Genomic DNA, 12,947 nt, shown 5'->3' with positions numbered 1-12,947 from the left:
CGCCAATCCGCCTCAGCACAGCGCTACCTTTGCCTCGCCGCGACACCAGCGCATCTGCGAAGCTCGGTTGTCCCACCTGTCGATATGCCATCCCAATCCGCCTCCAACGACAGATCCTAGAGAATCGCAAAATTCCCCTTTGTGCAAAGCCCTCGCTTGCGGGAGAGGGGAAGAAAGCAAGATCAGCCCGCGAGCGCGCCGCGGACGGCGCCAATGATTCGCTCCTGGTCGGCTTCGGTCACATAGGCGTGCATCGGCAGGCTGATGACGTCCTGCGACAGGCTCTCGCAACCCGGCAGCCCGCCTTCCGCGACCGGATAGTGCTTGTAGGCGGTCTGCTGATGCATCGACTTGCCGTAGTAGATCGCGGTCGGCACGCCCTGGGCCTTCAGCGCGGCGGCAAAGCCGTCGCGGTCGGTGCCCTCGGGCAGACGGATGGTGTACTGCGCCCAGACCGAGGTATTGCCGGGGCTGAGGCGCGGCACGGTGACCACATTGGACAGACCGCGCTCATAGCGCTCCGCGACCTTGTTGCGGGCGGCGATCTCGTCGTCGAAAATCTTCAGCTTCTCGATCAGGACCGCGGCCTGCATGGTGTCGATCCGGCCGGTCAGGCCGAGACGGACATTGTCATATTTGTCCATGCCCTGTCCGTGCACGCGGATGCTGCGCAGCGTGGCGGCGAGCTCGTCGTCATCGGTGAAGATCGCCCCGCCGTCGCCGAAGCAGCCGAGCGGTTTTGCCGGGAAGAAGCTGGTCGCCGTCGCATGCGCGAGCGTGCCGAGCTTGCGGCCCTTGTAGCTCGCGCCAAATGCTTGCGCGGCGTCGTCGAGAACGAACAGGCCCTCGGCCTTGGCGATCTCGGCGATGGAATCGTGATCGGCCGGCTGGCCGAACAGGTCGACCGGAATCACCGCGACGGGCTTCAGGCCGGCCTTGCGGGCGGTCGCGATGCCGCGCTTCAGCGACTCCGGGCTCATGTTGAAGGTCGCCTCGTCCACGTCGACATAAACCGGCGTCGCGCCGGTCCGCGCCACCGGCGAGGCGGTCGCGATGAAGGTGAAGGACGGACACAGCACGGCATCGCCGGGCCCGACATTCTTCGCCATCATCACCATCAGGATCGCGTCGGTGCCGCTGGCGCAGCCGATCACGTGCTTGGCGCCGCAATAGGCCGCGAGCTGCTTCTCGAGCTCGAAGACCTCGGGTCCGTTGACGAACTGGCAATGATCGAGCACGCGCTTGACGGCCGCATCGAGCGAGGCCCCGAGCCGGCGCCGCTGCGCGCCGACGTCGATGAAGGGAATGGGGTCGGAACGCAGATGCTGGTTCATGGTCTGGTTCTTGGCGCCTTGCACTTTTGAAATCGTCGACATGGAGAGGGATCAGACGGCGACGCGACGCGGAGCCTTCCGGACGGGCGCGGTGGCCGCAGGCCGCGACGGTGTCTCCAGGCATTGCGTGGCGATCTCGAGGCTGGCGACGCCCTCGTCGCCGGTCACCGCCGGCGTCTCGCCGTTGCGCACGGCCTTCAGGAACGCGATCAGCTCGGCGCGCAGCGGCTCGTCGTGGCCGACAGGCAGATGCCGCATCGAGTAGCTGCCGTCCGGCTTGAAGCCGAAGCATTCGGTGACCTGGCGCGTGAGCAGATCGCCCATCACGTATTTGCCGCGGGTGGCGACCGTGACGCTGCGTGCCTTGAACGGCGTCAGCCAGTTGGTGTTGATGTGGGCGAGCACGCCGCTCTCGGTGCGGAACTGCAACAGCGCGATGTCCTCGCGCTCGGCGACGGCGCTCGACAATTGCGGCTGCACCTCGACGATGTCGGATTCGGTGAACCAGCGGATCAGATCGATGTCGTGCACGGCGAGGTCGATGACGACGCCGACATTGGACATGCGCGGCGGGAACGGGCCGACGCGCGTGATCGCGATGGAGAGAATGTCCTCGCCCGCGATGGCCTGCTTGACCGCGGCGACCGCCGGATTGAAGCGCTCGACATGGCCGACCATCAGCGTCACGCCGGCCTTCTGCGCCGCGGCGACGATCTCGCGGCCCTCTTCCACGGTGGAGGCGATCGGCTTCTCGACCAGCACGTGGATGTTCTTGGCGATGCAGGCGAGCGCGACCTCGTGATGCAGATGGGTGGGAGCCGCGATGGTCACGGCATCGACGCCTTCGGCGAAGAGCTGGTCGAGCGTCTCGAAGCTTTCGCAATCGGTCAGTTCCGTTGCCCGCGCACGATGCGCCGGCGAGGGATCGACGACGCCGACGAGGCTGACGCCGGGAAGTCCCGCAAGCACGCGCGCGTGGTTGCTGCCCATCACGCCGGCACCAATGACGCCGACGCGCAAGCCGGCCCTCGCCGGTGCAGATCCTTTGGAACTCATCTGAGCAAACCCCGATTCAACCCAAATCCCCGGCGCCTCTCCTAGCACGGCCGCCACATTTGTGGCGAATACGGAGCTGGCAGCCCGGACACGATTTGATTCAAAAAGTTACACGTTCCCCGGGCCTTAAGCCGCAAAAGATACCGCCTTCGCGGCCCGGGTCGCGTGATTCGGAGCTTGCTGGTTACGACCTTTGATAGTCGTCTTCAATCCGGATGATGTCGTCTTCCCCGAGATAAGAGCCGGTCTGCACCTCGATCAGCTCCAGCTGGATCTTGCCGGGGTTCTCCATCCGGTGGACGGCGCCCATCGGGATGTAGATCGATTCGTTCTCGTGCACCGTTTTCACGGCCTCGTTGACGGTGACCTGGGCCGTGCCCCGCACCACGATCCAGTGCTCGGCACGATGGTGGTGTTTCTGCAGCGACAGGCGCCCGCCCGGCTTCACCACGATGCGCTTGACCTGGTGGCGCTCGCCATTGTCGACGGACTGATAGCTGCCCCAGGGCCGGTGCACCTTGAGATGCTCCTCGGTGACCTTGGGTGCGACCGCCTTCAGCTTGGTCACCAGGCGCTTCAGGCCGTTGGCATCCTTCTGGCGCGAGACCAGGATCGCGTCCGCAGTGGCGACCACGACGAGATCGTCGACGCCTTCGAGCGCGACCAGCGCGGAATCGGTGGTGACGTTGCAGTTGCGGGAGTCCTCGAACACGGCAGCACCATGCGCCGCATTGCCTTGCGCATCCTTCTCCGACAACTCCCACACCGCGAGCCAGGAGCCGACGTCGGACCAGCCGCACGACACCGGCACAACGGCGGCGCGCGCGGTCTTCTCCATCACCGCATAGTCGATCGAGATCGCCTTCGCCGCGCCGAACGCCTCGGGCTCCAGCGTGACGAAGCCGAGATCGCGGCCGGCATTGGTGACGGCATTGGTGACGGCCTCGACGCTTGCCGCATCGACCTTGCGATATTCGTCGAGCAGCACAGCGGCCGGGAACATGAAGTTGCCGCTGTTCCAGAGATAGCCCGAATTGACGTAGTCGGATGCCTTCACCGCGTCCGGCTTCTCGACGAAGCGGGCGACCGCATGCACTTCGCCGGAGATCACCTCACCCGGATTGATGTAGCCGTATTCGGTCGCCGGCCGCTCCGGCTTGACGCCGAAGGTGACGATGCGCCCGGCGTTCGCGGCGGTGAGACCCTCGCGGCAGGCGGCGACGAAGGCGGCGTTGTCCTGCACCACGTGGTCGGCGGCGAGCGCGAGCACGATCGCTTCACTGTCGCGGTTCTGCGCGAACACCGCGCCCGCCGCGATCGCGGGGCCGGAATCGCGCCGCATCGGCTCGAGTATCACGTCGGCCTCGATGCCGATCTCGGCGAGCTGCTCCAGCACCATGAAGCGATAGGACGCATTGGTGATGACGATCGGACGATCGAACAGCGAGGGATCCGACACGCGCAGCAGCGTGTCCTGGAAGGTCGAGCGCGTGCCGAACAGCGGCAGGAATTGCTTGGGGCGAACCTCGCGCGAAGCGGGCCACAGCCGCGTGCCGGCACCGCCGCACATGATCAGGGGGATTATGCGTTTGTCCATCGTGATTTCAAACCTTGAAGTAGTCCCGATACCAGGTGACGAAATTATGGACCCCATGCTCGATCGGCGTTGACGGTGCAAAGCCGGTGTCGCGCATCAAATCCTCGACATCCGCGAACGTTTCCCGCACATCTCCCGGCTGCATCGGCAGCAATTCTTTGATCGCCGTCCGGCCCAGTTCCCGCTCCAGAAGACCGACGACGTGCATCAGTTCCTCGGGATGGTGATTGCCGACATTGTAGAGCTTAAACGGCGCATTTGCGGCAGCCGGATCGTCCGCAGGCACAAGATCGATCAGCTTGGATACGACACGGGTCACATCATCGATATAGGTGAAGTCGCGGCGCATCTTACCGTGGTTGAAGAGCCGGATCGGCTTGCCCGCCATGATGGCGTTCGCGAACAGAAACATGGCCATGTCGGGGCGGCCCCACGGGCCGTAAATGGTGAAGAAGCGTAGCCCCGTGACCGGCAGACGATAGAGATGGCTGTAGGACTGCGCCATCACCTCGTTCGCCTTCTTGGTCGCCGCATAGAAGCTCACGGGACGATCGGTGCGGTCCGCAACCGCAAATGGCAATTTTGTGTTGGCGCCGTAAACGGAGGATGACGAGGCGTAGACGAGATGACGACAGCGATTGTTGCGACAGCCCTCCAGCACGTTGACAAAGCCCTGGAGATTGGAATCGGCATAGGCGTGCGGCTGCTCGATCGAGTAGCGCACGCCGGCCTGCGCCGCGAGATGCACGACTTTGGCAAAACGATGTTGCGCAAACAGCGCCGCCATCGCCTCGCGATCGGCGAGGTCGGCCTCGACGAAGGAGAAGCCGGAGCATTCCCTGAGCAGCGCCAGGCGCGCTTTCTTCAGCGCCGGATCGTAATAGCTGTTGAGATTGTCGAGCCCGACGACGGGACGGCCTTCGCCCAGGAGCTGCCGGGCGACGTGAAAGCCGATGAAGCCGGCGGCACCCGTGACCAAAATCGCCTGATCCGTCATCCTGTTCCCCGGGGTCCATGGCCCCGTCCTGTTTAGCCGCCAGCTCGTTCTGATCGCAATAGGCTCGCCGCTGTCCGGACAAGGGCCCAACGACGGCTATTGCAAGATCGGCGCCAAGACCATACCAAAGCGGCCGAATTCGGCGCCTCGCGTCGGGTTGCCTCAAATCTTCGCAAACCCTGTTCATGCGGACGAGATGCGCCGAATCCTGTTGTCGACGGCCAAGGTCATGATTTCCGCGGCGCTGCTCTATCTGGCGCTGCGCAAGGTCGACCTGTCCGAATTGTTTTCGCGCTTCACCGCGACCAGCCTGTTCTGGATCGGCGTCGCGATCGCGGTCGCGTTCCTGCAGATCTTCGTCGGCGTGCTGCGCTGGCGCGAGATCAGCGCCGTCTGCGGCGCGCCGCTCGAGCTCAGCCGCGCCATGCGCTACAACGTGATCGGCTCGTTCTTCAACCAGACCCTGCCGTCGGCGATCGGCGGCGATGCGGTCCGGCTGTGGCTGGTCGCGCGAGCCGGGGCCGGCTGGCGTGCGGCGACCTACTCGATCTTCGTCGACCGCGCGATCGGCCTGATCGCGCTCGCGATCGTGATCGTTGCCAGCCTGCCCGGGAGCTACACCCTGATCACCGATCCGCACGGGCGCTCGGCGCTGTTGCTCATCGACCTCCTGGCGCTGGCCGGCGGCCTCGGCTTTCTGATTTTCGGCATGCTGAAATGGCCCTGGCTGAAGACCTGGTGGGCCACGCATCACATTCACGCCTGCGCCGTGATCGCCAATCGCGTGATCTTCAGCCGCGCCCGCGGGCCGATCGTCGCAATCCTGTCGGTCCTCGTTCACGTGCTGGCCGTCGTCATCGCCTGGTGCGTCGTGCAGTCGATCGCCGCCCCGGTTCGCTTCAGCGATGTCTTTCTGCTGGTGCCGCCGGTGATGCTGATCACGATGATGCCGATCTCGATCGCCGGCTGGGGCGTGCGTGAAGCCACGATGAGCCTTGCGTTCGGCTTCGCGGGACTTGCCGCCAACGAGGGCGTCAACGTCTCGCTGCTGTTCGGCGCCGTGTACTTCATCGTCGGCGCAGTCGGCGGCCTGGTCTGGATCCTCAGCGCGGAGAAGGCCGCGCAAGGGTCGGCCCCGATTGGAGTGCCGGAGTGAGCTCGGCCGCCGATGCGCTCGCCGTCGCGCCCTTGCTGCTTGCCGTTGCGATCGCCGCACTGATCTCGGCGCTCGTCACCTGGACCAGCCGTCCCCTGCTCCAGCGCTATGCACTGGCTCGACCGAACGCGCGGTCCTCACATCGCATCCCGACCCCGCAGGGCGCGGGCATCGCGGTGATCGCCGCGACTCTGATCGTCGCCTCGCTCTGGGCCATCTGGGCGAACGTCGCCATCCCGCCGGCACTGATCGGCGCGACGGTGCTGATCGCGCTGGTCGGGTTTGCCGACGACATAAAGTCGCTGCCGGTGATCGTGCGGCTGGCGCTGCAGGCAGCCTGCGTCGGCGCCGTGGTGTTCACCGCGCCCGAGACCGCGCGGATCGTGCCGGCGCTGCCGCTTCCGCTCGAGCGCGGCCTCATCGTCCTTGCCGGAGTCTGGTTCGTGAACCTCGTCAACTTCATGGACGGGCTCGACCTGATGACGGTGGCGGAAGTCGTGCCGGTCACCGCTGCGCTGCTGCTGCTGGGAATCCTCGGGGATCTCTCGTGGCCGGCGGCGCTGATCGCCACCGCGCTGTGCGGCGCCATGCTCGGCTTTGCGCCGTTCAACCGTCCGGTCGCAAAAGTCTTCCTGGGCGATGTCGGCAGCCTGCCGATCGGCCTCCTGCTCGGCTGGTGCCTGCTGGAGCTCGCCTTTCGGGGACAGACGGCCGCGGCGCTGCTGTTGCCCGCCTACTATCTCGCGGATTCCACCATCACGCTGTTCCGGCGCATCATCAGGCGCGAACCGTTCTGGTCGGCACACCGCACGCACTTCTATCAGCGCGCAACCGACAACGGGTTCACGGTCAAGCAGGTGGTCGGCGAGGCATTCGCGCTCAATCTCGTGCTGGCATTGCTCGCCATCGCCACCGTTCGCGCCGGTTCGATGGCGATCACGATCCTCGCCTTGTTCGCCGGCGCGGGCGGGGTCGCACTCGTGCTGCGGCGTTTCTCCCGCGCTCAGGCGTCCTGAGTAGACAGCGCGAGCCGCAACCCCTCGTCCAGGAAGACCGGCGGCTGCCAGCCGGTGGCGAGCGCCTTGGAGATGTCGAGCTCGAGCGAGCCGATCAGGCCGTCATGAACATCCTGCCGGCCTATCACGCGGAGCACCGCGCTGAGCAGCTTTGGCGGTATGGCGAACAGCCGGGCGCGCTTGCCGGAGGCTCGCGCCAGGCGTTCGATGAATTCAGGCGTCGAGATCCGCTCCCGGTCGGCCAGCAGGAAGATCTCGAAATTGCTCCCCGGTTCGGAATGGCCGAGCCGGTGCAGGATGAACGACGACAGGTTCTGCACGGAGAGAAAGTTGCGGCGATTGTTGATCGCCGCGAGGGGCAGCGGCAGTCCCAGCCTCACCGCGCGCGTCAGCAGCGCGAAGTTGCCCTTGGCGCCCCTGCCATAGATCAGAGGCGGCCTGATCACCGAGATTTTCATGTCGCTGTCGCGCGCCAGCGTCCGCAGGCCCGCCTCGGCCTCCGCCTTGGAGGTGCCGTAGAGACCACGCGGCGTCGGAACATCGTTCTCGCGGAACGGCGCACGGCCTTCATTGGTGCGGCCGTGAACGAGAACGGTGCTGATGAAGATGAACTGGCGCACGCCGGCCGTCGCCGCAGAGCGCGCCAAATGAAGTGTGCCCTCGACATTGACGTCGCGATAGAGCTGGACCGCGTGTTCCTCGTTCTTGTAGTGCACGCGCGCGGCGAGATGGACGACGGCGTCGACGCCTTCAAGCGCGGCCTGCCAGTCGGTTTCGGGCCCGATCGATCCGATCAGAGCCTCGCCGTTCGTCCCATCGGCGCTGCGCACCGCGCGGCGGACCGACCACCCCGCCCGCGTCAACGCAGGCACGATATGGCGGCCGAGGAAGCCGCTCGCCCCCGTCACCAGCGCGACCGGCTTTGTCTCGCTCATCGTTGCTCCGCCAGAGCCGCGTTGCGCGACAATCCGCCGACCGGAGCGGCACAGGCGGCGACGATCTTGTCTCGGGGCTGCATGGTCAGGCCGCGGTCGACCCGAATTCAGGCACCGCATCCTTCAGGATCGTCCTGATGGTGGCGCGATCGTCGCGGGCGATCGCCTGCTCCAGCGCAGCAATCCATTTGCGCAGCGTCTGCATCGGCGGCTCTTTCGGCTGCGCGGCCATGATGCCGGCAACGCCGATCTCGCGGGTCGGCTCCTCGGAGGCGAACAGGATCTCGTGCAGCCGCTCGCCCGGCCGCATGCCGGTGAACACGATCTCGATGTCGTAGCCCGGCTGCAGTCCGGAAAGACGGATCATACGCTCGGCGAGATCAACGATCTTGACCGGCCGGCCCATGTTGAGCACGTAGACCGAGACGTCGGGACGCTGCGTTCCGAGCGCATGCGTGGCCGCGGTGATGACGAGATCGCAGGCCTCGCGGATGGTCATGAAGTAGCGGACCATGTCGGGATGCGTCACCGTCACCGGGCCGCCAGCCTCGATCTGGGCCTTGAACTTCGGCACCACCGAGCCGTTCGAGGCCAGCACGTTGCCGAACCGGACCGAGATCAGCCGCATCGGCGGCTTGGCGCCGCCGCTGCCTGCGGCCAGCTCGTGATCGAGCGCCTGGCAGTACATCTCCGCAAAACGCTTGGTCAGGCCGAGCATCGACACCGGCTCGATCGCCTTGTCGGTCGAGATCATCACCATCGCCCCGGCGCCGGCCGCCACGGCGGCATCCGCAACGTTGATCGAGCCGAAGATGTTGGTCTTGACGCCTTCGCTCCAGTCGCGTTCGAGGATCGGAACGTGCTTGAGCGCCGCGGCGTGGAACACGATGTCCGGCTTGAACTCCGCCATCAGGCGCATGATCCGCTCGCGGTCGCGAATGTCGGCGATCCGCCCTTCGATCGCGGCTGCCGCCCCCCGCGCGGCGAGCGCTTCCGTGATCGCGTAGAGCGCCGGCTCGGAGTTCTCCACGATCAGGAGCCGCGCGGCGCCGAAGGCGACGACACGCTCGCAGATCTCTGAGCCGATCGAGCCGCCGCCGCCGGTGACGATCACGGCCTTGCCGTTGATCAGCGCCTCCAGGCGCCCATAGTCGATCGTCTCGCTCGGCCGCAGCAGGAGGTCCTCGACCGCGACCGCGGTGAGCCGCGGCGTGTCGCCGCTCTCCAGCGAGGGCATGCGGTTGACGATCACCCCCAGCTTGCGTGCCCGCATCAGGATCGATTCCGGGTGCGCTTCCGGCTCGAATGCCGACGGCGTCATGATGAGGCGCGCGATCGCCTTGTTGCGCTTGGCGAAGTCCGCGATGACGTCCTCGACGTCGTCGATGCCGCCCAGCACCGGCAGGTTGCGGATGATCTGGCCGCGATCCGCCATCGAGGGCGACAATACGCCAACAGGCCAGATGTGCTTGATGGCCCCGCTCTCGATGCCGCGCAGCAGCACCTCCGCATCGGCAGCGCGGCCGATCAGCAGCGTCGGGGCGGCATCGCTGCTCTTCGCGTGACGCCGTACCCGCGTATAGCGAAAGTAGCGATAGGCCATGCGCAGCGCGCTGAGGAAGGTGATCTCCAGGAACCAGTAGAGAACGATCGTCACCTTGCCGAGGAAAAAGGCGCCGCGGACGTTGGGGGCGACGAAGATGTAGTCGAGCACGAGCAGGGCGACGGTGAGCACGGTCGCCGCGCGGATGATGTTCAGCGCATCCGGCAGCGAGATGAAGCGCCACTTCGTCGTGGTCAGGTTCAGGGCGAAGAACACGACCACGCTGAAGGCAAGAAAATAGGGCAGGATCTGGAACAGCAGCGGCAAGCGCTCGAAGAAGTCGTCGCTACCCTCGAATCGCAGATAGAAGGCGGCAAAAAGCGCGGCCGTGGTCGCCAGCAGGTCGTGGAGCGCGATCAGGAAATTGCGCGAGGTAAGATGCGAAAGACGCGTCATCCGCCGACCGATGAAAACCCAACTAGTTGCAACCTGACCGCGCTGATACTCCATCTGGACAAGACTTGCCAGCCGCGCGACCGCTCAGGAACCGGCTTCCCTCATCTTCGCCTCGACCTGTTGTGCCCGTATCACCATGCCGCCGGCAACGCCGACGCCGATGACGTACATCCAGCCCTCGTGAAAGTCGAACAGATGCGAGTTGAACAGCGAGGTGAAGACGTTCTGCACCACGACCAGTAGCCCGATCCAATTCGTAAGCCCGTCGCCGCGAAACAACCGCAGATGCAGGATCCAGATCGCGTAGAGGACTGCGACGCCGATCATGCCCCATTGCACGGCGACGTTCAATGTCTGGTTGTGCGGATTGCCGATCACCTCGGCGGAGGCCTGGTTGTGGCCCGGGGCCGTCGCGACCCGCTCGAACAATCCGCGCGTCGAGCCTGTTCCGTGGCCGACGATCGGTGCTTCCGCGAAGAAGCCGAGCGACTTCCGCCAGAATTCAAGTCGCATGCCCATTGAGGTCGACTCGCCTCTTTCCACGTACCCCGTGTAATCGCTGGCGAACCTCTCGGCGGTCTGGCGCAGATGCGGCGAGGCCTGCCAGGCCAGAACGGCGCCGGCGAGCAGCGCGGCGACCACGATCGCGATGCTGCGCCACTTCAGGTGCAGCAACGCGAACACGCCGAACATGATCGGAATGGTGACGAGCGCGGTGCGCGACACCACCACGAAGGCCATGTTGACGAAGAAGCTGAGCGCGACCGCCGTGAGCAGCCCGGCGAACCAGTATCGCTTCTCGCGCAGCAGCATCACGATCGGATAGGCGAGCGCGACGGCGCAGAGGGTGAATTCCTGGCTCTGGTCGATGTAGTTCTTGACGAAGATGCCGCGCTCGATGTTGTCGGTCTTGAGCGTGAGGTTCGGATAGAACGCGACCAGCCAGGACATCACCGACAACAGGGCGCAGGACACCAGGAAGGCGGCGAAGACCCACGGACCGCGCGGCGAGCGCTCGAAATGATAGAGCAGGACCGGCAGCACGAGCAGCTTGACGGTCGGGTTGACGGCATAGAAGCGCGCGCCCCAGGCCGCATCCGACCATAGCGTCCCGACCAGCGCGAGCAGCACCAGCGCGATCGGCGCCACGCAGATCGGACGCTTCAGCGATTGCAGGAAGGCGCGGACGTCGAGGAACGGCACCATGCAGAGCAGCATCAGCGCGTTGAATATTCCCGCAAGCGACGTCGACCAGGGCAGCGAGGCCGCCGTCAGGATCGCAAACAGGTCGACCGTCTCGCGCCAGGCAGCCGGACTGCGCAGGCGCCGCCGCAACACCTCGCCGGGAGTCTCGCGGGCAAGCGCCGTCACTTGCTCCCTCCCCGGGCGCGATGAACCAGCGCCGTCGTGCTGAAGCCCTGGAGGATGTCGACCAGCACGACCGTTCCGCCCGCGGCCTCGACGACTTCGTGGCCGACGACCTGCTCGCGGGTGTAGTCGCCGCCCTTCACCAGCACGCCGGGCTTGATCCTCGTGATCAGGTCGATCGGCGTGTCCTCCGCGAAGACGACGACGAGATCGACGGCCTCCAACGCGGCCAGCACCTCGGCGCGCGCGCGCTCGTCCTGCACCGGACGATCGGCGCCCTTCAGCCGCCGCACCGAGGCGTCGCTGTTGAGCCCCACGATCAGGCGATCGCAGGCCGCGCGCGCCGCGGTCAGCACCTTGACGTGACCGGGATGGAGGATGTCGAAACAGCCATTGGTGAAGCCGACGCGCTGGCCCTGCCTCTTCCATTCTGCGAGCTGGGCATCGAGTGCGGCCGGATCGAGCACGATCTTCTCCTCGGCCGCGAGAGTGGCATGCGGCAGGATCTTTCGCCGCAGCTCGGCCGCGCTCACGCTGGCGGTGCCCTGCTTGCCGACGGCGACGGCGGCGGCGGCATTGGCCACGCGCAGCGCCGTATCCCAGTCCGCGCCGGCCGCGAGCGACACCGCGAGCGCGGCGGCGACGGTGTCGCCGGCGCCGGAGACGTCGCGTACCTTCACCGGGAAGGCCGGAACGTGAACGGCCCCGCCACCCCGCGGCACCAGCGTCATGCCGTGCTCGCCCTGCGTGACCAGGATCGCCTCGCAATCGGCGAGCCGCATCACGTCCTCGCTGGCCTCGACGATGCTCTGCACCGTCTCGGCACGGCTGCGGGTCGCCTCCGAGAATTCCTTGCGGTTCGGCGTGAGCAGCGTGGCGCCGCGATAGATCGCCCAGTTCAGGCTCTTGGGATCGACGACCACGGGCCTGCCGAGCTTGCGCGCGGCATCGATGGTGTGGCGGATCACGCGCGCGGTCAGCACGCCCTTGGCGTAGTCGGACAGCAGCACGATGTCGGCGCGCGCGATCTGCGGCAGGATCGCGTCGATCAATTTCGCTTCGATGTCATCGGAAGCAGGCGCCGCCTGCTCCCAATCCGCGCGCAGCATGTGTGTGGAAAAATGCTCGGAGACGAAGCGGGCCTTTCGTGTGGTCGGCCGCGACGGATCGCACACCAGCACGCTTTCGATGCCGGCCTGCTCACCCAGCGCCGACGCCAGCCGCTTGCCCGCATCGTCCTCGCCGACGAGCCCGACGAAGATGCAGCGCGCGCCGAGCGAAGCGACATTGCGCGCGACGTTGCCGGCGCCGCCGATGTGAATCTCGCTGCGCTGGGCGGCGATGACCGGCGTCGGCGCTTCCGGCGAGATCCGCGACACCTCGCCGTAGACGAACTCGTCCAGCATGATGTCGCCGATGCAGAGCACCGTTCGGCCTGAGATCGTTTGTGCGAGTGCGTCGAAATCGAGAATTGGCGTCGCCATGATCA

General features: G+C 66.0%; 10 protein-coding genes. 2 read left to right on the top strand and 8 right to left on the bottom strand.

Going from position 1 to position 12,947, the window contains the following annotated elements:
* Positions 1-182 precede the first annotated feature (182 nt).
* The 4 genes from EHH60_RS33260 to EHH60_RS33245 all read right to left on the bottom strand — a co-directional run bounded on the left by EHH60_RS33260 (position 183) and on the right by EHH60_RS33245 (position 4,984).
* Positions 183-1,334 carry a DegT/DnrJ/EryC1/StrS family aminotransferase gene (locus EHH60_RS33260; protein ID WP_124163517.1) on the bottom strand — a complete coding sequence of 384 codons (1,152 nt, stop codon included), beginning with the start codon at positions 1,332-1,334 and terminating at the stop codon, positions 183-185.
* 51 nt (positions 1,335-1,385) lie between these two features.
* Positions 1,386-2,390, bottom strand: coding sequence for a Gfo/Idh/MocA family protein (locus EHH60_RS33255; protein WP_124163512.1), 1,005 nt, complete (start codon positions 2,388-2,390; stop codon positions 1,386-1,388).
* Positions 2,391-2,574: 184 nt separating this feature from the next.
* Positions 2,575-3,987, bottom strand: coding sequence for a mannose-1-phosphate guanylyltransferase/mannose-6-phosphate isomerase (locus EHH60_RS33250; RefSeq protein WP_199752345.1), 1,413 nt, complete (start codon positions 3,985-3,987; stop codon positions 2,575-2,577).
* 7 nt (positions 3,988-3,994) lie between these two features.
* The gene (locus EHH60_RS33245) at positions 3,995-4,984 is read right to left on the bottom strand and encodes an SDR family NAD(P)-dependent oxidoreductase (protein ID WP_124163511.1); all 990 of its coding nucleotides are present in this window, start codon (positions 4,982-4,984) and stop codon (positions 3,995-3,997) included.
* A 196-nt stretch (positions 4,985-5,180) separates the two neighbouring features.
* Between EHH60_RS33245 and EHH60_RS33240 the strand changes: the two genes are divergently transcribed.
* Entirely contained in the window at positions 5,181-6,140 is a 960-nt protein-coding gene (locus EHH60_RS33240) for a lysylphosphatidylglycerol synthase transmembrane domain-containing protein (protein WP_124163510.1), read from the top strand.
* A complete protein-coding gene (locus EHH60_RS33235) occupies positions 6,137-7,156 on the top strand; it encodes an MraY family glycosyltransferase (protein WP_124163509.1) in 1,020 nt (339 codons plus the stop codon). The genes EHH60_RS33240 and EHH60_RS33235 overlap by 4 nt, the downstream gene beginning before the upstream one ends.
* Here EHH60_RS33235 and EHH60_RS33230 read toward each other — a convergent pair.
* The 4 genes from EHH60_RS33230 to rfaE1 form a co-directional block, all read right to left on the bottom strand.
* Entirely contained in the window at positions 7,144-8,091 is a 948-nt protein-coding gene (locus EHH60_RS33230; protein ID WP_124163508.1) for an NAD-dependent epimerase/dehydratase family protein, read from the bottom strand. The genes EHH60_RS33235 and EHH60_RS33230 overlap by 13 nt on opposite strands.
* Positions 8,092-8,176: 85 nt before the next feature.
* Positions 8,177-10,090: an SDR family NAD(P)-dependent oxidoreductase gene (locus EHH60_RS33225; protein ID WP_199752343.1), complete on the bottom strand. Its 1,914-nt coding sequence runs from the start codon at positions 10,088-10,090 to the stop codon at positions 8,177-8,179.
* 84 nt (positions 10,091-10,174) lie between these two features.
* On the bottom strand, positions 10,175-11,461 hold the full coding sequence (locus EHH60_RS33220; RefSeq protein WP_124163506.1) for an O-antigen ligase family protein: 1,287 nt from the start codon (positions 11,459-11,461) through the stop codon (positions 10,175-10,177).
* Positions 11,458-12,942, bottom strand: coding sequence for a D-glycero-beta-D-manno-heptose-7-phosphate kinase (gene rfaE1 / locus EHH60_RS33215; protein ID WP_124163505.1), 1,485 nt, complete (start codon positions 12,940-12,942; stop codon positions 11,458-11,460). The genes EHH60_RS33220 and rfaE1 overlap by 4 nt, the downstream gene beginning before the upstream one ends.
* Positions 12,943-12,947: the final 5 nt, after the last annotated feature.

The organism is Bradyrhizobium sp. RP6 (assembly GCF_003837805.1).
GTDB lineage: Bacteria > Pseudomonadota > Alphaproteobacteria > Rhizobiales > Xanthobacteraceae > Bradyrhizobium.
This window is presented reverse-complemented; position numbering and strand designations above follow the sequence as displayed.